General features: G+C 49.9%; 20 protein-coding genes and 1 pseudogene. 17 read left to right on the forward strand and 4 right to left on the reverse strand.

The genetic code is table 11. The features are described 5' to 3' along the window. Positions 1–51: 51 nt before the first annotated feature. Positions 52–879 carry a metal ABC transporter solute-binding protein, Zn/Mn family gene (locus TOL_RS16305; RefSeq protein WP_015488469.1) on the reverse strand — a complete coding sequence of 276 codons (828 nt, stop codon included), beginning with the start codon at positions 877–879 and terminating at the stop codon, positions 52–54. Between the two features lie 55 nt (positions 880–934). Here TOL_RS16305 and TOL_RS16310 point away from each other — a divergent pair, with 55 nt between their 5' ends. From TOL_RS16310 to TOL_RS16320, 3 genes are read left to right on the forward strand one after another with little or no spacing between them, the layout of a single operon-like run. Beyond that, entirely contained in the window at positions 935–1,435 is a 501-nt protein-coding gene (locus tag TOL_RS16310) for a Fur family transcriptional regulator (protein ID WP_015488470.1), read from the forward strand. Continuing rightward, positions 1,432–2,274 carry a zinc ABC transporter ATP-binding protein ZnuC gene (gene znuC / locus TOL_RS16315; RefSeq protein WP_015488471.1) on the forward strand — a complete coding sequence of 281 codons (843 nt, stop codon included), beginning with the start codon at positions 1,432–1,434 and terminating at the stop codon, positions 2,272–2,274. The genes TOL_RS16310 and znuC overlap by 4 nt, the downstream gene beginning before the upstream one ends. Next, positions 2,271–3,077, forward strand: coding sequence for an iron chelate uptake ABC transporter family permease subunit (locus TOL_RS16320; protein WP_015488472.1), 807 nt, complete (start codon positions 2,271–2,273; stop codon positions 3,075–3,077). Before znuC ends, TOL_RS16320 begins: the two co-directional genes overlap by 4 nt. A gap of 3 nt (positions 3,078–3,080) precedes the next feature. Here TOL_RS16320 and TOL_RS16325 read toward each other — a convergent pair whose 3' ends face one another. After that, positions 3,081–3,713 carry an SCO family protein gene (locus TOL_RS16325; RefSeq protein WP_015488473.1) on the reverse strand — a complete coding sequence of 211 codons (633 nt, stop codon included), beginning with the start codon at positions 3,711–3,713 and terminating at the stop codon, positions 3,081–3,083. 81 nt (positions 3,714–3,794) lie between these two features. Between TOL_RS16325 and TOL_RS16330 the strand changes: the two are divergent. From TOL_RS16330 to TOL_RS16355, 6 genes and pseudogenes are all read left to right on the forward strand, one after another. Beyond that, positions 3,795–4,025: pseudogene (locus tag TOL_RS16330) on the forward strand (MATE family efflux transporter); the annotation flags it as partial. A gap of 86 nt (positions 4,026–4,111) precedes the next feature. Next, positions 4,112–5,590, forward strand: a complete 1,479-nt coding sequence (locus TOL_RS16335) for a site-specific integrase (protein WP_044019398.1) — start codon at positions 4,112–4,114, stop codon at positions 5,588–5,590. Next, positions 5,583–7,619 carry a hypothetical protein gene (locus tag TOL_RS16340; RefSeq protein ID WP_015488476.1) on the forward strand — a complete coding sequence of 679 codons (2,037 nt, stop codon included), beginning with the start codon at positions 5,583–5,585 and terminating at the stop codon, positions 7,617–7,619. The genes TOL_RS16335 and TOL_RS16340 overlap by 8 nt, the downstream gene beginning before the upstream one ends. A 1-nt stretch (position 7,620) precedes the next feature. Further along, positions 7,621–9,768 carry a hypothetical protein gene (locus TOL_RS16345; protein ID WP_015488477.1) on the forward strand — a complete coding sequence of 716 codons (2,148 nt, stop codon included), beginning with the start codon at positions 7,621–7,623 and terminating at the stop codon, positions 9,766–9,768. Further along, the gene (locus TOL_RS18555) at positions 9,761–10,186 is read left to right on the forward strand and encodes a hypothetical protein (protein ID WP_015488478.1); all 426 of its coding nucleotides are present in this window, start codon (positions 9,761–9,763) and stop codon (positions 10,184–10,186) included. The genes TOL_RS16345 and TOL_RS18555 overlap by 8 nt, the downstream gene beginning before the upstream one ends. Before the next feature lie 290 nt (positions 10,187–10,476). Next, positions 10,477–10,878: a TA system antitoxin ParD family protein gene (locus TOL_RS16355; protein WP_015488479.1), complete on the forward strand. Its 402-nt coding sequence runs from the start codon at positions 10,477–10,479 to the stop codon at positions 10,876–10,878. 212 nt (positions 10,879–11,090) lie between these two features. On the opposite strand, the gene TOL_RS16360 is transcribed toward TOL_RS16355, so the two are convergent. Continuing rightward, positions 11,091–12,398, reverse strand: a complete 1,308-nt coding sequence (locus tag TOL_RS16360; RefSeq protein WP_015488480.1) for an MFS transporter — start codon at positions 12,396–12,398, stop codon at positions 11,091–11,093. A gap of 96 nt (positions 12,399–12,494) precedes the next feature. Between TOL_RS16360 and TOL_RS16365 the strand changes: the two genes are divergently transcribed. Genes TOL_RS16365 through TOL_RS16400 form a run of 8 tightly spaced genes read left to right on the forward strand, consistent with a single transcriptional unit; the run spans position 12,495 to position 21,062 of the window. Further along, positions 12,495–12,878: a BlaI/MecI/CopY family transcriptional regulator gene (locus TOL_RS16365; protein ID WP_015488481.1), complete on the forward strand. Its 384-nt coding sequence runs from the start codon at positions 12,495–12,497 to the stop codon at positions 12,876–12,878. Next, entirely contained in the window at positions 12,875–13,831 is a 957-nt protein-coding gene (locus tag TOL_RS16370) for a M56 family metallopeptidase (RefSeq protein WP_015488482.1), read from the forward strand. The genes TOL_RS16365 and TOL_RS16370 overlap by 4 nt, the downstream gene beginning before the upstream one ends. A gap of 10 nt (positions 13,832–13,841) precedes the next feature. Then, on the forward strand, positions 13,842–15,116 hold the full coding sequence (locus tag TOL_RS16375) for a TolC family protein (RefSeq protein ID WP_015488483.1): 1,275 nt from the start codon (positions 13,842–13,844) through the stop codon (positions 15,114–15,116). Between the two features lie 9 nt (positions 15,117–15,125). Continuing rightward, entirely contained in the window at positions 15,126–16,364 is a 1,239-nt protein-coding gene (locus tag TOL_RS16380) for an efflux RND transporter periplasmic adaptor subunit (protein WP_015488484.1), read from the forward strand. Positions 16,365–16,378: 14 nt separating this feature from the next. Next, complete coding sequence (locus TOL_RS16385; RefSeq protein ID WP_015488485.1) at positions 16,379–19,474, forward strand: efflux RND transporter permease subunit; 3,096 nt, start codon at positions 16,379–16,381, stop codon at positions 19,472–19,474. 8 nt (positions 19,475–19,482) lie between these two features. Continuing rightward, positions 19,483–20,169: a HupE/UreJ family protein gene (locus tag TOL_RS16390; RefSeq protein ID WP_015488486.1), complete on the forward strand. Its 687-nt coding sequence runs from the start codon at positions 19,483–19,485 to the stop codon at positions 20,167–20,169. Positions 20,170–20,179: 10 nt separating this feature from the next. Next, a complete protein-coding gene (locus TOL_RS16395) occupies positions 20,180–20,701 on the forward strand; it encodes a hypothetical protein (RefSeq protein ID WP_015488487.1) in 522 nt (173 codons plus the stop codon). Positions 20,702–20,729: 28 nt separating this feature from the next. Further along, on the forward strand, positions 20,730–21,062 hold the full coding sequence (locus TOL_RS16400) for a DUF6488 family protein (protein ID WP_015488488.1): 333 nt from the start codon (positions 20,730–20,732) through the stop codon (positions 21,060–21,062). A gap of 333 nt (positions 21,063–21,395) precedes the next feature. Here the strand turns inward: TOL_RS16400 and TOL_RS16405 are convergent, their stop codons facing one another. Continuing rightward, positions 21,396–21,602, reverse strand: coding sequence for a helix-turn-helix domain-containing protein (locus TOL_RS16405; RefSeq protein ID WP_015488489.1), 207 nt, complete (start codon positions 21,600–21,602; stop codon positions 21,396–21,398). Positions 21,603–21,605 lie beyond the last annotated feature (3 nt).

The following is a 21,605-nucleotide window of genomic DNA, read 5'->3' on the forward strand; positions in this document are numbered from 1 at the left end:
GGTCGTTATTAACCCTGACCTCTGAGAGCACACAGTGCAAGTCTTAGTCGGTTAATTTTCTCTAGGTTCAAGACAAGCGCGCGCACGCATCGCCATGTCATCTAAGAACCGAGCGTAGCCATCTTTTGTCACAGAAATATGACTACCTAACGGATCAAGTTCTGCTCGATTCACTGGCAAATCACCGACGACAGAATCCACCAGAGCGGGTGTATATTCAGGTTCACTGAACACACATACGACTTCGCCATTAGCTAGCTGGTCACGCATAGCTTGCAGGGTCCGAATGCCCGGTTTTTGTTCAGGCGACAAGGTAAAGGCCCCCAATTGCAATAGACCTCGCTCACTAACCCAGTGGTCGTAAGCGCGGTGAAATACGAAAAAGCCTCGCTGTTGTAAGCCCTGTAATTGCTCCTCACTGAATTGTACGGAGGCAGCCACACTCTGCGCGAACTCAGAGTTGTCATGCCCTAACAATGCCGCCAGATCCGCTTGAGCTCCCAAAGCAATCGCCGTCGAAAACCAAACATGAGGATCGTCACTTTGCCCCTCTTGGCGATAAGTGGCTAAGTTAATCCAATGTTTGTCGGGCCAACGTTTAGCAAAACCACGCAAATAGGGTTCAGCCTCTGGACCGGCCCAAAAAATAATATCGGCATTTTGCAATCGGTCGATATCGGACGGGCGCAAGCTAAAGTCGTGCGGCGTCATACCCGCTGGCACTAGCACTTCAAGCTGCTCTAGAGGAACCGTCGATGCCGCAATTAAGGCTAACGGATGCAGTGTTGCCAGCACATTTAATGGTTTGGGCGCACTCATGGCGGGAAATGTTAGGGTAGATAAAACAACTAAACCCAACAAATAACGCAAATTCTTCATTGTCTCGCAGCCTAGGTATCGTAGAATTGCTACATTATAACCTAAGGTTTACGTCATGACTTCTACTGTCTACGCACCGCATGATCATCACACCTGTATAACTGCAGCCTTGGCTAATGCGAAGACCTTGTGTGAGTCACGTGGCGCACGTCTCACACCAGTGCGTCGACGCGTATTAGAGTTAGTCTGGCAAAACCACAAACCTACAGGCGCTTACGAGCTGTTGCCACAATTAGCCCAAGACGGCTTTAATTCGGCACCACCAACAGTCTATCGTGCGTTAGATTTTCTATTAGAGCTTGGGCTGATTCATCGCATTAGTTCGCTCAACGCTTTTATTGGCTGTGCTCATCCGGGTCAGGAACACACCACGGGGTTCTTTATCTGCCGTTTGTGTGGCAATGCACTGGAACTATCACCCGAGCGCATGCAAGACGTTAACACTCGCCTCGCAGAAGAATTAGGAATTGTTATAGAAGAACAAACAATCGAACTCTCCGGTCTCTGCCCTAGCTGCCAACTTGCCGCTACGACCGCGAAAGAGGACATTGCATGAGCGCCTCATCAGCTGCTGTGAACACGTCTGCGGGGGTCATCTCAGCGCCCTTAATTGAAGCGCAAAACCTGCGCTTAGCCTTACGCCAAAAAGTCGTGCTTGATGATATATCGCTAAAAATTGAGCCCGGTAAAATCATTACCTTAATCGGCCCCAATGGCTGCGGTAAATCTACTTTAATTCGCGTATTACTAGGCTTAACGAAAGCCGATAGTGGACGCGTATTACAACGCCCTGATTTACGCATAGGGTATATGCCGCAACGCTTGGCACTAGATGAGCGCATGCCTCTAACCGTCGGTGGTTTTTTACGTCTAGCGCGTGGCGCTAAAAAAGACCAAATCCGCTATTGGCAAGAACGTTTAGGTATCAAAGCTCTGGAACAGCAATCCGTTCACAATCTCTCTGGTGGTGAATGGCAACGGGTATTATTGGCACGTGCTCTATTGCTGAAACCGCAACTACTGGTACTCGACGAGCCGGTACAAGGTGTCGATGTGCAAGGCCAGTTAGAGTTATACCAACTGATTCCTACTTTACGCGATGAGTTAGGTTGCGCAGTGTTAATGGTGTCTCACGATTTGCATTTGGTGATGGCTGCTACCGATGAGGTGATTTGCCTGAATGGCCATGTTTGTTGTTCTGGCCATCCTGATAGTGTCTCGCTCGACCCTGCTTACTTGCAGCTGTTTGGTAGGCGCGAAGCGCCAATCGCCCATTACACTCATCATCACGATCATGCGCATTGCATTGATGGTCATGTCGAACCGGCGAATACCTTATCGGTTGATCATGAACACCACCAGCACTGCAATCATCACTCAGGATCTAACTCATGATGGACTTCACCACACCTTGGTGGACGATGCCGTTACTGGCCGGGATTTTATTGGCTGCCACCACTGGGCCGCTCGGTAGCTTTGTGGTTTGGCGACGCATGGCATTTTTTGGCGATACTCTCGCCCACGGTGCATTATTAGGTATCACCCTAGGCGTTCTCACCGATATTAATCTAACCTTGGCGTTGATTATTGGCTCGGTATCATTAGCCTTAGTACTGCTGCCACTGCAGCGCGGCTCGCGCTTATCGTCTGATACTTTGCTGGGGATAGTTTCCCACGGCACCCTAGCAGTCGGCCTGGTTGCGCTTAGTCTAACAGATGGTATTCGAGTCGATTTAATGGGTTATTTGTTCGGTGATTTACTCGCGGTCGAAAGCCAACATACCCTATGGCTCTTGCTGGCCGCCATCAGTACTGGGCTGTTATTGCTCTGGCAATGGCGCGCACTATTGGCTGTCACGGTTAGCCCTGAATTGGCCAGCATTGATGGTCATCCAGTGCAGCGTTTGAATTTACTGTTGGTATTGATGCTGGCAATCGTTGTTGCCCTAGCAATGAAAATCGTCGGTATTTTACTGATTAGTGCGCTACTCATTATTCCGGCAGCCGCCGCGCGTAGCTTTGCTCGCACACCGGAGCAAATGGTGGGCTTATCGAGTGTTGCTGGCGTAATTTCAGTGCTACTCGGTATGTGGGCATCTTTTCGTTGGGATACCCCCGCAGGCCCCAGTATCGTGGTTGCCGCGATGCTCTTATTCTTAGCGAGTATTCCTGTAGGCCGCTTACAAGCAGCGCGCTAATATCTAACGCGGCATACTAACGAGCTGTTGTATAATGCTCGTTAGTCTTTGCGGATCTAACGGTGGTTCGATATACCCTCGATACTGCCCTGCGGGATCTATCAATACGATATTGGCCGAATGATCCATCAAATACGCTAAGTCACCATCACGTTCGACACGCGCAAAAAATGCATTCACTTCCGTTGCTAACGTTTTAAGCGCCGCAGGGTTGCCCGTTAATGCCATAAAGCTGGGATTAAAATACCCCATGTAAGGTGCCATCGACGCCGGTGTATCACGCTCGGGGTCAACACTCACCAACACCACGTTCAGTTGTGCCTGCACATCCAACGGTAAGCGCTTCCAAGTTCTACTTAAATTTGCCAAGGTCATTGGGCAAACATCTGGACAGTAGGTGTAGCCAAAGAAGAGCAAACTCCAGCTTCCTGACAATTCGCTAAGATGAAATGAGTTACCGGTTTGAGCAATAAACTGGCCGTCAGAAATAGGAATTCCGCGGCTAAAAATACGCACGCCATCAATACCAACGGCTGAAGGACCATTCAGCCGCGCTAACGCCCCACCAGTAATCATTGCAGACACTAACAATAAAAAGAGTATTGAAGCGAAAATACGCTGTGTTGCGTTCAACATCTGGATGCCTCTGATTGAGATGTGGGATTGAGATGCGAGATTGAGATTACCAATGTTCGTATTGCTGTTATTGTACCAGCCATGACGTCTGCCCACTCTGCTAATAACCCCGCAATTGAGCCGCTAACTGCGACACAAGGTCGCATCCTCGCACTGGCTTGGCCAATTATGCTCAGCAACATTACAGTGCCACTACTCGGCTTAGTAGATACCGCAATACTGGGGCATCTTGAGGATGTTACTTACCTCGGTGCGGTCGCCATCGGTAGCCAGTTGTTTACCTTTATGCTGTGGAGTTTTGGCTTTTTACGCACACACTAAGGTAGAAAACATTGACTGACACACTAATGTCCACAAGAGTGTTGACATGCGTGTCCAATATAATGGTGCCCGTCGACATGAATCGACCCAAAATAATATACATCCAACGCCTTTACAGACTCGACGGCAAGCTCGTTGCCAGCCCCGGAGGGGTTCCTACAATCGAGTGGACGAACAGAGTTCTTCACTGGAATAGCGATCAGCAAAAATTTGAAGAGACTAACGATTTGATGATTGAGCGATTCCCAATCATCTACAGGAATGGTGAGCCATGGGATCTCGGCAACCTTTACCTCTACCGTTGGTGGTTGAAGTTCGCAGAATCCAGCCCTCGCTCAATCGTAACGCTAGATCGAAAAGCAAAGAACCTACTCTCATACTTGCACTTCATTGACGAACATAAGACTGACGATCTGCCACTCGATATTTTTTACGCCCCACCTCTCAGCAGGAAGAACCAACGAGTCACGTATATCTACAAGTCATATCTCACGGGGCTGTTCGAGCAGAAACAGAACACTCTTAAGACGGTTAAGCAAAAAGCCGCAGAGGTCGCAGCGTTCTATATGTTTCTGAACGACAACAAACTAACCCCTCCAGGTGAAGAGATACAAGATCGCTTTTACACACTCAAACAGCACAAGGTAATGATTAAGGGTGGCAGACAGTTCCCTGTGACCTATTCGGATATCCATATAACAAAGGCCTCTGTTGAAGAGGAACAGTTCGATCTCATACTGGGCGAAGAAGGCGGTGTGCGCCCACTATCAGAAACAGAGGTGGAGTGGGTTCTTGAGGGCATTGAAGCCATAGGTAACCGTCAGATGCAACTGATGGTCTGGTTGGCTTTATACACCGGGGCCAGAAAACAAACCATCTGCACGATGAGCGTTGAAGCGATAAAGAAGGCTTACGAGTCATCAAGAGAAACCAAAGAAGCGAGAATCCCCGTTGGGCCAACGACTGGCGTTGATACGAAGCACGGCGTTCAGTACGTTCTTAAAGCACCGAGCTCGTTGGTTGCACAGGTCTACGAATGGGTAAAGTACTCAGAGATATACAAAGCAAGGAAATCACAAAGCTTCTACGGCGACTCATCTTCGAACTATGTTTTTTTGACAAAGTTTGGCAGTCCATTTTACACCGCGAATCGACACGTACAGGACGCTGCCAACCCTAACTATTCAATGACGCTAAAGAGGAGCGAGCGGGGAAAGGCAGGCCACCATGTAGGAGGCTCGATAAACGACTTCGTAAACCAAAAGCTAATTCCATGGATCAAACAGAATAAAGACCCACAATACAAAGGGTTTAAATTCCATGACCTTAGAGCCACGCGAGGTATGCGATTCGTACGAAAAGCCAAAGCATTGGGAGGCATGTCAGACACAGAGATCATCACTCACGTTAAAGGTCTTCTCGGCCATAAGCATGAGTCAACAACGATGATCTATCTGAAGTATGACGAATTCGTTCAAGAACAAAAGAAAAAGAACGAAGCCGTTCACAAAGCCATGTACGGCGAAAACTTCCCTTGGGACAACTTTGATGAATGAGTTCTTCGACTTGTTTAACGACCGGCCCGAGCAATACAGTCAGTTTGAAGCGGCATCGCTCTCACTCTCTGAACTGGGCAGAATTAGATTCAATTTCAAAAGCAGCAGCCAAAATTACAAGCAGATTTATGCTGGACGAGTGCTGTTTAACGTGCGCAACATTGCTTCTATCAAGACCAGAACCAAATGCTCCCCCACTTCACTGGATAGCTGGGACATCGACTTTTCGAGCTATATAAATCATCGGAAAATCTACTTAATTAGACTTATTGATTCCTTCCTCGATGGAACCGCAAAACGAGGATCTATTACATATCAATTAAACTTTATCGACTGGGCAGATAATCGCTACGAACGTGACAAGCTTTTCTTCGACAAAGAGCAGATGAAGCGAGCATATAGTGAATACTCAAATCTACTTTGGGATCGAGTATCTCAGAGCAATCTATCCTCGCCATTCAGTAGAAGCACAGCACGTATGTGCCAAGAAGGAGCAGCCCAAGCGATTCTACTGACACATCACGATCTAGAATATGATAAATTGCAGAGTTGGGCACTGAGAATTCAACAGAGAAGAGGCGAAAAAGGATTCAAAGTCCTTGAAAGCACACAACGCGCAGCACTCAGCCGAGATGCACATCGTTATTTATTCAATAAAATCTCTGAATATTTGCTTCAGGATGATCATCCCAAACCATTTATTCTCAAACCAGAACCGAAACTTGGTATCACTGGTCAGATCTACCTAAGCTCAAGCCATTGGAACCTACACGGAATCAACAATAATCCTGCATCGTACTTTTATAGGTCGGGAACCCTGGGCCGTAGCCGAATTCATGAGTTGCTTTATGATCGTAGCGGAAAAATAAGCAGAAGCATAAATGAATTAATGGAGTCGAAAGATGCCGAAATTAAGAAAAATGGTCCATTTTCCGACAAAAAATTTCATTACAGATTACGAGAACATTACCACGCCATAATTTCATCTGATAATTCAGGCGCCATCGAACATGAGTCATATCATCGTGATCTTTTTAACATTGCAAGCGTTCACTTTTCCCATCTGATACTTGCGGACAGCGGTACAAACCTAGCCGTCTTGCTAACAGCCCCTATGATCGAGCCCACCAATCTCGAACGAGAAGGCAAGTTCAGAATTCTCTCCTTCAAAAGCAAAGGTGATAAGCAATATTCTCTTCGTCTAAGCCCTCTCGCAAAAAAATATTGGAGCCGTTATGTTGCATTATGCCAAAAGTTTATTCCGTCAGACTCTCCCCTAAAAGGGCCCCAACATTTCAAACAAAGACAATCTCTCTCTCACACAATTAGCAGTAAGCAGCTCATCATCCCTACCAAGTTTTGGAATTCAGTCAACCTTTGGGTTAGTACAAAGGATTGGCGGGATTACTCGGTGAATTTAGCCCTTACTGTAACCGGTGACATTCACTACTCTGCAAACCAGCATCAACACACTGTTGAAACATCAAGAAAGCACTACATTGCAGTTGAAAACCGGGTTGCAGTTAAAGAGCTAAACGGCTTCTTCAGCGGCCTGGCTAGCGCTGTCAATCTCTACAAATCAAAGCGGGTCGCTGTAAATATCGTTGGTGAAAATGTCGGCACTCAGGGCCTGACAGGCATTTGCATATCTCAAGGTGAGGCCAAAGAGGGAGGCTTTTCCGATGAAGCTCCCAGCCCCCGATGCTCGGCAATGCTAAGCTGCTTCTTTTGTAAGTCTTATGCGCTCAGAGCAAGAGAGGAGGATGTTCTCATGCTGCTATCGATCCAGAAATGGCTACCTTTGCACAGCCGTGAGAATAGCCTGAATATGGATGAGCACCTTCTAAAGTTCCAGCCAGTCATAGAGCGCATAGACGACATAATCGCTGATCTCTCAAATAAAGGTGAGCAGTACGAAAATATTGTTAAGCGAGCCAGAAGGTTGGCCGAGATTGGCAACTTACATCCGTACTGGGATATGAAAATAGCGGCTTTGAAAGAAATCACATCCAGTAGAGGAGAACAGTAATATGTGGGTAGCACGATTCCTGGATGGCACCGAAATACTGGAGGCCCAGCCCGATCAATTCTCTGATGATGGTCTAGCGAAAACACCACCAGACAGCTTTGTCATTAGCCGTAACCTGTCAGGTGAAACCCTTTCTATCTACAGCGATAACGTCTGGGATCTATCACCCTATTCACTAATGAGTAAGGGCACCAAGTATAACTTTACCAGCCAGTTTGGAAAACCAGAGGGCAAGCTTAGCAAGACAGCACATACAATTATTGGGGAGATGAAGCGTATCATGTTTGCAGTACTCTACGAGCCGACGCATTCGGGAGGACAACGCAATAAACCACAGACCTACCGAAAAATTTTAGAAGTTCTCAGAGGGCTATCCATCATTGCGCTGAACGAAAACAAGACTCTCGCTCAACTACATGAAAGCCCTCTCGTCGGGCCTAAAATCACAGCAAGTCTTTACGCCTCCAAGACAGCATTTCGTAAAGCCGAAGCTCTCAGAGATTTAATAGCACTGATCGAATATATAAACGAGCATTTCAAAACCGAGCTACCAACATTGATCCCTAATGAGCAGCTCAAAAAAATACTTTCCGTAAGGTCTCAATTGCGTTCGAGCTATGTAAACGACCCGTCCGCACAACGAACCCCTCTCATACCATCACGAATTTATTCTGCGCTGATAACACTATCTACGGAAGTTGTGACCGACTTCAACGAGCATAAAGAGCAATTAGATGGTTTTATGAAGCGAATTAAGGCCGATCCTCTATTCTTTGCCACTCCCTCCATGCTGAAAGACAATCAAAGACCTGGATCAACTACCAACGCAAAACTTCAAAATGCTTTTAATGAATATAGAAAACATTATCCATCTGCAAGACGAACTGATATGCCATTATTAAGCCAGGAGGACTCCGTCGCCGAGTATGGCCTAACAGAATTATTCGACAAGTGGACAATTGGTTCAAACTATAAAAACTACAAATATTTAAAATATACGTTGAAAGGTCTTAAGTACTACTTAGGCTATGTATTGGATGCTGCGAGGTTTCTAATATATTGTTATTCAGGAATGCGCAAACATGAAGTCGATGCACTGAAAAAAAACTGCCTGAACAGCATTCATATACCAGGCCTTGGCGAACTCCCCATTCTGCTCAGTAACACCTCAAAAATGACGAACAGCAACTATAGTGAGTCGGCATTACCCTGGGCGACATGTTCACAGGTAATACCCGCCGTAGAGGCATGTGAGTCTATCGGAAAAATGATGAATAGCCCTAGCGACTTTCTGTTTGCACGCTTCGATTTTCCAATGAAGATCAGGACGTTTATTAATACCGATGATCATCGTCAAACCATTCTAAAATATATTTCAAGAGGATCAGATGAACTTCGAGTCAGGGAGAGCGACATCGTGGAGTTAGAGAACTTCGATGCATTCCGCGATTGGCGAAACGACCCGAATCTGAATCTAAAAGTAGGCGAGTACTTTCATATTTCAAATCATCAGTTTCGGCGCTCGACGGCCATCTATGCAGCACGAAGCGGAAAGGTTTCCTTGCCTTCGCTGAAGTTCCAGTTCAAACACTTATCTGAAGTAATGACAATGCTTTACCGAGAAAATGCAAGCTTCGCTGAAAACATTCTCAACATAGTTAAAACCGGCGATTCACATGACGTAATACGAGACTATCGAAATGAACTGATGCTCTTGGAAGCTCAGGAATTCGAAGCCCATGTCGTAAAAAGCACTGACAAGCTTTTCGGTGGATCAGGCAGCAGATTCGAACAGGAAAAATATAATAACCCTTCATGGTTAAACAGCATCGAAGAGATCGAAAAACGCGTCAAAGATGGGCGCATCTCCTATCGGGAAACAGCTATTGGAGGGTGCTCATCCCGCGAGATGTGTGACAAATTCAGCCTAGACGAGATTATCCCGTGCCTAGCTGGTTGTGATGACGCGATTTTGGGAGGCGATGATGGACTTGGACTTAAACGCGGGGCCAAGCTCAAGAAATATAAAGAAACGTTGGAGACGGAATTAGAATACCTCGAACCTGAACACCCCTCCGCCCACTTGGCGCGCAAAGAGATCACACTGATCCACCAGAAATTAATAGAGATGGAGGCCATCGATGATTAAGCACCAGGAGTACTACAAGGCTCTCCAGAGACTGATAAACAATGAGCCATCAGTTGTTAAGAAAGGTTCAAAAATCAATAAGAGAAATGTGGCATTAGAGGCTGGCAAGAAAAATGCCAGTAGTATCAGGAAAGGACGCGACTTCGATGATCTAATCGCAGCAATAGATGCCGCATCAGCTAAAGCCAAGCCTCCAAGAAAAGCCAGAGTTGACAAAGCAGATACGCTCGCAATACGAAACAGAGAGTTACAGGACATGCTGGACATCTCTCATGCGAAATACCTAGCCGCGATGAATCTACTACTTGAAAATGGACTTTACTCAGTTGAACAGCCCTCCGCCCAAGTAATCGATCTAAACGAAAAAGATAATGCGGTAAGGCCCACTTTTGATGACCCTATGACAAAGGACATGTAGTATCGAAATAACGCTGGTTTCTAATGAACTGGTGGCGATTCACTTATTATCGGCGTTCCAATCGTTTTCTTAGTGAAGCAGTGCCTTGGTCATTTCAAGAAAAAGTGACCAACCGCATGGCATTCTGAGCAGACACCACACAGTGTGGTCTGATAGCCAAGCATGTTGTAGAGATTGGTGTCAGATAAGGTAAGCATGACCCGAGCAGTACGTGGTTAGATCGAGAGTACAAAAATCCCAATGTCAGCAGCCCTGAAAAACTAAGGGAACCGTAATATAGGTGACTAGTTATGGTCAAAGCCACGTCCCCGGTAAGACTGAAAAGCAGCCTTATGAATGCGGCGACAGTCGCTGGTATTCCTTTGCAACGCACTGCAGCCGAGCAAATTGAATACTGGGCAGATATTGGCCGTAAGGTTGCGAGGAACGTTGACCCCGAAATCCTACTGGCCGTACAGGCAGGACTGGCGGTTCTTCGTGTAGAGGATGCAGTATGTGCACCTGTAGATCCAGACGAAGTTTTCAAGATCCATGAGCGAGAGTGCAAGTCAGGAGCACTAAGTGAAGCGATCGCCTCAGGCTCTGTCCGCTACCAAGCCTCACTGTCAAAGCTAGGTTATTTGGAAGCCTGCCATCCTGACGGGTATATCGAAGTAGGTCATTTTATTAACGGGCAGTTCATCGCGAAGTGAATCGCCACCAGTTTGCTAGACACCATCAAACTCATTTACTAAATTGATGAATCTGGAATATATTGGGTAAATTTGGACGGCTTATAATACAAGCCACAGAAGGCACAATATATGCAGTTACCAGTAGGTATGAAAAGCAGAATTATATTAGGCTTAAAAACCTCTAGTGAACTAGTCGCGATTCAGCTACGCCGTTAAAGCCGATGCAAAATTTACCTCGGCCACTTCAAGTGCAGTGAATCTATAACATACAGATGGCTGTGCTCCTTTCCATAGCCAAATGCCTCCAGATGCTCATGACCAGCTTCAAGATCATCGTGCCGGTGAAATAGCGCATTATTTTCGTCCTCTGGCCAAAGTTTATACGCCAGCATCAGACCGATAACAGAAAGCCCGGCCAATACTAAAAACGCCGAATTCACATCCAGCACGGTTAATAACCAGCCAGCGAACGGATAGGCCATCATCCAGCCTGCGTGGGAGAGTGAAAAGTGTGCAGCAAAGAGCGCTGGCCTGTCCGCGTTACTGGCTGAACGAACCAGAACTTTACTGGTTGGGGTCTGCACCAGGGAGTAACCCGCTCCCAGCACGAACCAGATCATCAGCAAAGTGACATAGTCTGTGATAAGAGTGCCGGATAGTTGTGCAACAATCATCAAGCCGAGGCCTGCCAGCATCACTCTGCGCTCAGTGATTTTTTCCAGAAGCGTTGGCAGTGTCAGCGCTGTGAGCATGGAGCCAAAGCCGAAAGCAGCCAGAGCGAATGCCGTTTGCTGGCCACTCAGGGCAAAATTCCCCTGCACCAGAACCACGGTGTTAACGAACACCATAGCGCCCCCCAGGGCGGTGGTAAAACTCAACAACAGCAGACCTCTCAGTCGTGGAGTCAGCAGGTAAATGCGTCCACCTTTCGTAAGTCTGTCTGTCCAGGTATTCACCGCAGAAGCCTGGGCTTTTGGGAGGGTAACGGATAGCACCAGCAACGCTGACGCCACGAACCCCAGCATGGTGCCGAAAAATAATCCATGCCACGAGGTAATCAGCAGCAATGTCGCCGCCAGCATGGGGCTGATCAGACTTTCCATGTCGTATGCCATGCGGGAAAGTGACAGCGCTCTGGTGTATTCACGCTCGTCCGGCAGTACATCAGGAATCGTCGCCTGAAATAACGGCGTAAATCCGGCGGAACTGCTTTGCAGAACAAAAATAACCACATAGATGTGCCAGACCTCGGTGAGGAACGGCAGCGAAAGCGCCGTCAGTGCGCGGATAATATCCAGCAGCACTAGCACAGGTTTGCGTGGGCGCCCCTGAAACAAGGCCGCCAATAGCGGTGACACAAACACATAGGCCAGCATTTTGATGGTCAGTGCCGTTGCCAGCACAGTGCCTGCATTGTCTCCCGCCAGCTCAAACGCCATCAGACTCAGGGCAACCGTCGCCAGGCCTGTGCCCAACAACGAAATAACCTGCGCAGCAAACAAATGGCGGTACACCCGGTGACGGAGAATGCTCAGCATGGAAACCTCAGCGATTGACGTTGACTGACAAAAAACCGATTGCTGGTCGGTTTTTACTGTGGCAGTGTATGCCTCATCCTGAACGTTGGAAAGACTATGATTCTCGGTGAGTTAGAAAAGCAGGTTCTGAACCATCTCTGGTCAGCGGGTGAAGCCGATGCCAAGCAGATCCATGCCGCCTTCAGTGCCGGGCGCAGCAGCTCCCTGAACACCATTCAGAGCACTCTGGACCGTTTGTACAAAAAGCAGCTGCTCAGCCGCAGCAAACAAGGACATGCCTTTGTCTACCGCACCCGGGTTGATCGGGAAGACCTGATCGCTCAGCTGATCCGTAATATCACCAGCGACCTTGTCAGCCATGACAGCCAGTCGCTGATGGCGGCATTTGTTTCCTTGTCTGCCGATCTGGGCGACGATGAGCTCGATCGCCTGGAGGCTATGATCCGGAATCATCGTCGCAAAGGTAAAGCACATCCATGATTACCGGAAGCTGGGGTTTCATTCTGAACCTGCTGAGCATGGCGGCATTGCTCGGACTGGCCTCAGCTGTCTTTCAGTTATTAACGGCTCCTCTGATTATCCGGGCAAAAAACCGTGTTGACCCGTTGGAGCAAAAATGGCTCATTTTAAGCTGGGCCGTTTTACCCTGGACAATGACTCTGTTGCTGTTTGTTGAGGGCGGAATCGCCTTACCAGACGACCACAACACAGTGCATGGCGCTCTGGGACTTATTCACTGGCACCATGCCGATGAGTTTGTGATCAGCGCCTGGCACAGCTGGTTTCTGAGTGCGGTCGGTTTATGGCTGACGTTGCGTATGGGGCAATTTGCGTATCAGCAATGGCGTGTAAGGCAGCAACTGAAACTTCTGCGTGAGCAGGCACAGACCACATCGAATTCCGCTTTCCGCACTCTGCCGACCCGCGACGTTGTGGCCATGGCAGCCGGATATTTCCGCCCTGATATTTACCTGTCGCAAGGTTTGCTCAATCAAACAACGCCAGACCAGCAGGCAATCATCATTGCTCATGAGCAGGCGCATATCCGCCAGTTCGATAACCTGAGTCGCTGGTTACTGATGCTGTTTATTTGCCCACTGCCAGGCTTTGTGCGAACCCCCATTCTGAACTGCTTCACATTAGTGACCGAGCAGCTCGCCGATCGCCGGGTTACCCGCAACGCCGAAGCCGCCGACATCGCAGAAACACTGGTGAAAATCGCGCGCTTACGCCATCGCATCAACAAGCCTGGTCAGGCGGCGTTTGTCGCTGCAGAACAGCTGCGCGAACGGGTCTGCGAGCTGCTGACCCCATCTCGTCCGTCCGCTCTGAAGCTGGGCCTGTTACCACTGGCTATTCTGCTTACAGCCACGGCGGTGCTTTCTGCCACTGATGCTCTACACCACTTTTTTGATATTTTCCTCGTCCATTAACGGAGCTGAAATGAAGCTTGTTAACCACGTTATTTCTGCGCCAAAAAAACCGATCATCAATCGGTTTTTAATATGCTTGACCCTGTTCATACCCTGCTACGAAAGCGCTTACGCCGAAAATACAGTGAGGCTGTCTGACGCCGTCGAGCGGGCGTTAAAGGGGCATCCACAGATTGCCATCTGGTCTTATCGCCAGCAGGGCATACAGGCCGAAATAGAAGCGGCAGGCAGCCGGCAACCTGCTCAGCTGGAGCTGAGCGTCGAAGATGCATTCGGTACTGACCAGTACGAAGGTACCGATGCCATGCAGACGACCTTGAGTGCCCGCTGGCTGTTAGAAGGTGATCAGATCAGCGCCAGAACAGAACAAGCAGCGGCTCAGCAGCGCTTGCTGACAGCAAAACAGCGAGTGCAGCTAGCCGATGTAACCGCACACACATCAACACTCTTTATTTCGTTACTCGCCGATCAGGAGCGGCTGCAACTGGCACAGGAAGCGTTAGCCGACGAAAAAGAAATTCTGGCGATCATTCAGCGCCGTGTGAATGCCGGTCGCGCCCCCAATACCGACCTGATACTGGCACGTACCCGTTTAACAGAGCAGGAGTTGGCAGTGGAAGAATTCGGGCACCGGCTGCAGTCGGCGTCACTGCGATTGTCTGCGCAGTGGGGAGCGGCAGAAACCCAGCTTTATGCCGCGGGAAACCTGCTGCCATTTCTGCCGTTGGCAAAAGCTGAAGCTGCCATGAACAAATTGCAGGAAACCCCGTCACTGAGCCAGATAAAAGCGGAAGCAGAACTGTTCAGTGCGGAAGGAAAACTTGCGAGTGAAGAAGCGGTAACCCCGTGGTCGGTTGGCGCAGGCGTGCGCCGTTTCGAAAATACGGATGACTATGCCCTGGTCGCCCAGTTCAGCATTCCGCTGGGCGCGAATCAGCGCCACGCCGCTCTTCAGCGCTCGGTCAATGTCCGTGAACAACAGAAGACACTTTCAGCACAGGCGCATTTGCAACAACTGACCATCCAAACCCGCACACTGCTGATGGAACTGGAACACAGCCAGCACGTTATCAATACCCTGACAGAAACCATTCTGCCGACTCTCAATAACGGTCGTCAGCAGGCGCTTAAAGCCTATGAAAACGGGCAGCTGGATTATGTGCAGTGGGATAACACCCGCCAGCAATGGCTGAATGCCCGCAAGCGTTTACTCGACGAAGCGGAAGCACTGCATCAGCAGTGGATTGAATTACAACGCCTGACCGGCCAGACCATTTATTTCTGAGGCTCAGTTATGACACCCCGTAAAATATTTTCGCACCTGTTACTGGCTTTGCCGTTATTCGCAGGCAGCGCTCTGCCAACACAAATGGTTTATGCCCAGTCGGCGGAAACAGCCGAAGCAGAACCAGAAAAAGGACCTCACCGCGGACGCATGCTGCGCGATGGTGATTTTGCTCTGGAGCTGGCCATTTTCGAAACCGGTGTACCGCCGGAGTTCCGGGTCTGGAGCACATTATCCGGTCAGCCGATTGCACCACAGGATCTGCAACTGAGTGTACGCCTTATTCGCCTTGGCAACGTCGTCGATAATATCGGCTTCCGTGCTGAAGGGGACTATCTGCGTGGCGATATGGAAATTTACGAGCCCCATTCTTTTATTGTCGATATTCAGGTTCAGCATGCTGGCCAGCAATACCAGTGGCGTTACGACAATTTTGAGGGACGTACGCAAATTGCCGCTCCGGTTGCCGACGCCATGGGAATCACCACTGAAGTCGCAGGGCCAGCCACTCTGCATATTCAGACCCCCGTATGGGGCAATCTGACATCAGTACCAGGCACTGAGCGCAACGTCAGCGCGCGTTTTGATGGAGAAATCCGCAAGGTACACGTACGCGAAGGACAGGTGATTGAGGCAGGCAGCGAATTGCTTACCATCGACAGCAACGAGAGTCTGAAAAGCTACAGCGTACGCGCACCAGCCTCAGGCATTGTCAGCCGGATTTATGCCGCTGCCGGAGAACAAAGTGCAGGACGTACTCTGCTGACACTGCAAGACAACCGTACATTGCAGGCTGAACTTGCCGTGTACCCGAAAGACTGGAGTCGTGTAAAAGCCGGTGCCCCCGTCACCATCACGGTACCCGGCACAGAATTACAGGCTCAGGCTGTGCTTAAGCATGCTTACCCCTCCGTTCAGTCCGATCAGTCACGCCTCTGGCTGGCCACCATTGATAACACCGAGGGGTTGCTGACGGCTGGTATGAAAATCAATGGCCGCATTGAAACCGATACCCGTGAAGCAGCCCTGGCCGTCAAACGCTCTGGCTTGCAAGCCTTCCGAGACTTCACCGTGGTCTACGCCAAAGTCGGGGACGAATACGAAGTGCGAATGCTGGAACTGGGTCAGGCCGCCGGCGAATGGGTTGAAGTGCTCGGTGGTCTTGAGCCGGGCACAGAATACGTGACCGAAAACAGTTACATCATCAAAGCCGACATCGAGAAGTCCGGCGCGTCACACGACCACTGATACAGGATATCGTCATGTTGGATTTACTGATTAAACTGGCCATTGCCCGGCGGAATCTGGTGATGGTCGTTGTCGCCATCGTTGCCCTTCTGGGTCTGTGGAATTTTAACCGGCTGCCGATTGATGCCGTGCCCGACATCACCAATGTGCAGGTGATGATCAATACCGAAGCGCCTGGCTTTACTCCGCTGGAAGTAGAGCAGCGCATTACCTATCCGCTGGAAACCGCGCTGGCCGGATTACCGGGGCTGGAATACACCCGTTCGGTATCGCGCTACGGCCTGTCGCAGGTGATCGCTATTTTCAGCGATGACACCGATATTTATTTCGCCCGCCAGTTGGTCGGCGAACGCATGGCATCTGCCAGCGGTCGTCTGCCTGGTGGCTTACAGCCAGAAATGGGCCCTATCGCTACTGGTCTGGGTGAAATCTTTATGTTCACCGTGGATGCCGAGCCGGGCGCGGTAAATGCCGATGGGTCTGCCATCACACCTATGGATCTGCGCAGTGTGCACGACTGGATTATCCGCCCGCAGCTGATGCAGGTGCCGGGCGTGGTGGAAGTAAACCCCATCGGTGGCTACGAGCGGGAAGTCGTGGTGCAGATGCAACCGCAACGCATGCTGGCTGCTGGTATCAGCAGTGCCGATATTGTGGCCGCTATCCGCGCTAACAATGAAAACCGTGGCGCCGGATTTGTTGAGCGTAATGGTGCGCAATGGCTGATGCGGATTCCGGGACAGGCAATGCAGGCCGACGATATAGCGGCAATTACCATTACCGCTGAAAATGGAAAAACGGTGCATATCAGCGATGTGGCCGAGGTGACCATTGGCCACGGCTTGCGCACTGGTGCCGCGACCCAGAATGGCCGGGAAGTGGTGATGAGCACCGTGTTTATGCTGGTTGGTGAAAACAGCCGCACAGTGGCAAGTAATGTCGGTAAAAAACTGGCCGAGATTAATGCATCTCTGCCTGAGGGCATTATTGCAACCGCCGCCTACGATCGTACCGGCCTGGTAGAAAAAACCTTAAGTACCGTCACCACGAATCTGGTGGAAGGTGCTTTGCTGGTGATTGTTATTTTGTTCCTGATGCTGGGCAATATCCGCGCGGCCATTCTCACCGCGCTGGTTATTCCTCTGGCAATGCTGATGACCTTTACCGGTATGGTACAGACCCGTGTCAGCGCCAACCTGATGAGTCTGGGCGCGCTCGATTTTGGCCTGCTGGTCGATGGTGCCATCATCATTGTCGAAAACTGCCTGCGTCGTCTGAGCCAGCAGACAGGTCCGCTTGCATTAAAAGAACGTCTGCAACTGGTGTTTGAAGCCACTCGGGAAGTCATCCGCCCGGCATTATTTGGTGTATTTATTATCACCGCCGTGTACGCACCGATTTTCGCCCTCGAAGGGGTCGAAGGCAAAATGTTCCACCCGATGGCCATCACCGTTGTGATTGCTCTGCTGAGTGCGATTCTGCTGTCAGTCACTTTTGTTCCAGCAGCAGTGGCCTTGATGTTCAAGGGTCCGGTGACTGAAAAACACAACCCTCTGGTGTCGGCACTTACGCGCATGTATCAGCCATTATTGGCGCTGGCCCTGCAAGCTAGGGCGCCCATCATTGGGCTGGCGGCAGTACTGGTTTTACTGAGCATCTGGCAGGCTACCCGCTTAGGCAGCGAATTTGCTCCGAATCTGGACGAAGGTGATATTGCCATGCATGCGCTGCGCATCCCTGGTACATCACTCAGTCAGGCCATTGCCCTGCAGGAAACACTGGAAGAGCGCATCAAAGCCTTGCCGGAAGTTGAGCGGGTATTTGCCAAAATCGGTACCGCTGACGTCGCCACCGATGCCGTGCCCCCGAGTGTGGCCGATAACTTTATTATTCTGAAACCACGTGACCAGTGGCCAGATCCGGATAAACCCAAGCAGCAGGTGGTCGCCGAACTGGAAGCCTTAGTCAGTGAAATTCCTGGCAACCGTTATGAATTTTTACAGCCCATTCAGATGCGCTTTAACGAATTACTCGCTGGTGTACGGGCCGAAGTTGCCATCAAGATTTTCGGTGACGATCTCGATGTGTTAGCTGGCCTTGGCGCATCGCTTGAGAAAATTGTTGCTGGTGTCGATGGAGCGGTGGACATTCAGACTGAGCAGGTGACCGGCTTGCCACTGCTGGAATTTATTCCGGATGCTGACGCATTACGCCGTCACGGTATCAGCCGCCAACAGCTGCAGGATCAGCTGGCCACCGCCCTGGGCGGAGAGGTCGCGGGTACATTGTTTGAAGGTGATCGCAGAGCAGATATTACTGTGCGCCTGCCCGAAACCGTACGCGCTGATATCGACGGCCTGAACTATTTACCGGTGACCGTTGCAAACGGGCAGGTTGTTCCACTGCAGGAGCTGGTCACACTCAGTGAAAACATCGGTGTTAATCAGGTAAACCGCGAAAATGGTAAACGCCGCCTGGTGGTCACCGCCAACGTTCGCGGTCGAGACCTTGGCAGTTTTGTGGATGACGTGCGTAATGCCGTTGGTAATGAACTGGATATTCCCTCGGGCTACTGGGTGGAATATGGCGGTACCTATCAGAAGCTGCAGTCAGCCTCGCAAAGATTGATGATTGTTGTGCCACTGACACTCGTGCTGATTGTAGGTTTGCTGGTGCTGGCACTGAATTCTGTGCGCGATGCACTGGTCATTTTTACCGGTGTTCCACTGGCCTTAACCGGCGGCGTACTGGCTCTGACCGTGCGTGATATTCCCTTTTCGATTTCTGCCGCCGTTGGGTTTATTGCCCTGTCGGGGATCGCCATTCTGAACGCATTAGTGATGGTGTCGTTTATCCGGGAATTGCAGCGCTCTGGCCGAAGCATTGAGCAGGCTATTGTTGAAGGTGCACTGACACGTCTGCGTCCGGTGATTACCACCGCGCTGGTAGCGTCACTGGGTTTTGTCCCGATGGCACTGAACTCAGGTATCGGCTCAGAAGTACAACGACCACTGGCAACCGTGGTGATTGGTGGTGTTATTTCTTCTACGATTCTGACCTTATTTGTGATTCCGGCACTGTACCGTCTGGTGCATCGTAGTGAAAAATGAGGGAATGCATGAAATTTTCCGTAACACGCCTTGTACTTTTACTCGTCATGTTAACCACAGCGTCCTTCGCCGCGGCTCATGGCGTTGATGACAATACCCGGACGTTTCTGCAACAGAATACCGGCGTGCAGTTCGTCCCTTTCCTGTATATCGGCGCCAAGCACATGATCACAGGATACGATCACCTGCTGTTCCTGCTGGGGGTAATCTTCTTTCTGTTCCGCAGCCGGGAAGTGCTTCTCTACGTCAGTCTGTTTACTCTGGGGCACAGCATTACTCTGATGTCGGGCGTTCTGGCCAATATTCAGCTCAACGCTTACCTGATTGATGCCATCATCGGCCTTTCAGTGGTGTACAAAGGTTTCGATAACCTTGGTGGTTTTAAGCGGGTATTGGGGTTTCAGCCAGACACACGCTACGCCGTGCTGATTTTTGGCTTGTTTCATGGTTTTGGTCTGGCGACCAAATTACAGGAGTTTCACATTCCCGCAGACGGCCTGCTGACCAATCTGATTGCCTTTAATATCGGCGTCGAGATCGGACAGTTTGCTGCACTGGGCATCATCCTGATACTGATCTCGGCATGGCGCCATTCAGCAACCTTCAGCCGTTTCGCCGTACTGACCAATACGCTGCTGATGGCATCGGGCATCATGCTCACCGGCTACCAGTTGACTGGCTATTTTAATTCCTGAGGAGAAGGAAATGACTAACGCACAGATTCCGGCCAAACAGCTCTGGCTGGCCACACTGGCCGCATTTGCGACTGGGCTGCTTACGCTGGTTATCGTCATTATGCCAGCGGAATACAATATAGACCCAACCGGCATCGGTACTCAGCTGGGCTTAACCGCGCTGTCACCGGAGAAACTGAATGAAGCACCGTCAGCCCAGAGTAACTCAGCGAATATGGATGGTTTGACCACCCTGATTATCCCGGCTGGCAGCGGTAAAGAGTTCAAACTGGAAGTGACAGAAGGCGGTCAGGTTGATTTTGAATGGATCACCGATGGTGCCAGTATTTATGTTGATACTCACGGCGAACCCTTTAACGATCCCAGTGGCTACTTTAAAAGTTATGTCATTGCCACAACCGGTGAAATGAAAGGCAGTTTTACGGCGCCGTTTGCGGGAACCCATGGCTGGTATTTCCGCAACGATAGTCAGCAGGACATCACCATTCAGCTATTTTTTGAAGGCCAGTACGAAAATCCTCATGCGATGTAAATCGCTAACAAGTAACAGGAGTCACTCTATGAAAGCATTATTACTATCCGCCCTTCTGACGTTGTCTGCATTCAGCGGAACTGCGCAAGCCCACGGCGACCACGGCATGCTTGATGAGCGAGGCGCCATGGGTCTGGCAGCCCGCGTAGTGCAGAAAATGACAATACGCGATTATGGATTTACAGCAGGACAACTGGATAGCAGTTGGCAGAGTATCAGCAAAGACCAAGTCGTTCTGAAAGAAAGCGGACCTGGATTCTACGTTGTCGAAATCACTAAAGTCGGCTCTGAAGAAAAGGTATACGTCAAGGTGCTGGAAAACGGCGACATTTCTGACGTATCCAAGGTATATCCGTTCTGAGAGTGCGCCTATATCTGAACGCCGTTCCCACACAGAGCTTCGTGGGAACGGTGCCGCGCCAGCCACTCCGGATACCGAATTCTAAAAAATCACAGAATTCTAGCAATTGAACTGTCCCTGCTTCTCAACCAGAAAATCCGGGGTTGGCAGGCAACTGCGCGCGGGAAGGTACGTGAAGACAAGATCTAGGTCGAGACCGAACACAAATCAGTATTTGAAAAAAACGGACATGAGTCTGGGAGAGAGTGCCCGCTCCATTGTTGTCACAAACCTGACACGACAGTTCCTGAAGCGCCACTACGATACCGTTATAAAGGTCAATAAGTAGACCCTTCAAGGGAGAAGTGACCCCGCCGGACAGTTGAGACGAGCGGCAATTTTATACAGTTTCTCAATCGTGATATTCACTTCTCCCCTCTCAATTCGTCCCATGTAACTTCTGTCCAGCCCACATTCCAGCGCCAGAGCATCCTGAGAAATGCCATTCTCCTTTCTTTTCGCTCTGATGTTCGCCCCAAGGGCTTTTGCCAAATCATTCATTAC

Origin of the sequence: Thalassolituus oleivorans MIL-1 (genome assembly GCF_000355675.1) — a bacterium.
GTDB classification, from domain to species: domain Bacteria; phylum Pseudomonadota; class Gammaproteobacteria; order Pseudomonadales; family Oceanobacteraceae; genus Thalassolituus; species Thalassolituus oleivorans.

Coding starts and splice junctions, on each gene's coding strand:
- TOL_RS16345 (WP_015488477.1), top strand. CDS start 7,621: ATGTGGGTAGCACGATTCCTGGATGGCACCGAAATACTGGAGGCCCAG.
- TOL_RS16325 (WP_015488473.1), bottom strand. CDS start 3,713: ATGTTGAACGCAACACAGCGTATTTTCGCTTCAATACTCTTTTTATTG.
- TOL_RS16385 (WP_015488485.1), top strand. CDS start 16,379: ATGTTGGATTTACTGATTAAACTGGCCATTGCCCGGCGGAATCTGGTG.
- TOL_RS16390 (WP_015488486.1), top strand. CDS start 19,483: ATGAAATTTTCCGTAACACGCCTTGTACTTTTACTCGTCATGTTAACC.
- TOL_RS16335 (WP_044019398.1), top strand. CDS start 4,112: ATGAATCGACCCAAAATAATATACATCCAACGCCTTTACAGACTCGAC.
- TOL_RS16340 (WP_015488476.1), top strand. CDS start 5,583: ATGAATGAGTTCTTCGACTTGTTTAACGACCGGCCCGAGCAATACAGT.
- TOL_RS16380 (WP_015488484.1), top strand. CDS start 15,126: ATGACACCCCGTAAAATATTTTCGCACCTGTTACTGGCTTTGCCGTTA.
- TOL_RS16355 (WP_015488479.1), top strand. CDS start 10,477: ATGGTCAAAGCCACGTCCCCGGTAAGACTGAAAAGCAGCCTTATGAAT.
- TOL_RS16395 (WP_015488487.1), top strand. CDS start 20,180: ATGACTAACGCACAGATTCCGGCCAAACAGCTCTGGCTGGCCACACTG.
- TOL_RS16320 (WP_015488472.1), top strand. CDS start 2,271: ATGATGGACTTCACCACACCTTGGTGGACGATGCCGTTACTGGCCGGG.
- TOL_RS18555 (WP_015488478.1), top strand. CDS start 9,761: ATGATTAAGCACCAGGAGTACTACAAGGCTCTCCAGAGACTGATAAAC.
- TOL_RS16365 (WP_015488481.1), top strand. CDS start 12,495: ATGATTCTCGGTGAGTTAGAAAAGCAGGTTCTGAACCATCTCTGGTCA.
- TOL_RS16375 (WP_015488483.1), top strand. CDS start 13,842: ATGAAGCTTGTTAACCACGTTATTTCTGCGCCAAAAAAACCGATCATC.
- TOL_RS16370 (WP_015488482.1), top strand. CDS start 12,875: ATGATTACCGGAAGCTGGGGTTTCATTCTGAACCTGCTGAGCATGGCG.
- TOL_RS16305 (WP_015488469.1), bottom strand. CDS start 879: ATGAAGAATTTGCGTTATTTGTTGGGTTTAGTTGTTTTATCTACCCTA.
- TOL_RS16405 (WP_015488489.1), bottom strand. CDS start 21,602: ATGAATGATTTGGCAAAAGCCCTTGGGGCGAACATCAGAGCGAAAAGA.
- znuC (WP_015488471.1), top strand. CDS start 1,432: ATGAGCGCCTCATCAGCTGCTGTGAACACGTCTGCGGGGGTCATCTCA.
- TOL_RS16310 (WP_015488470.1), top strand. CDS start 935: ATGACTTCTACTGTCTACGCACCGCATGATCATCACACCTGTATAACT.
- TOL_RS16400 (WP_015488488.1), top strand. CDS start 20,730: ATGAAAGCATTATTACTATCCGCCCTTCTGACGTTGTCTGCATTCAGC.
- TOL_RS16360 (WP_015488480.1), bottom strand. CDS start 12,398: ATGCTGAGCATTCTCCGTCACCGGGTGTACCGCCATTTGTTTGCTGCG.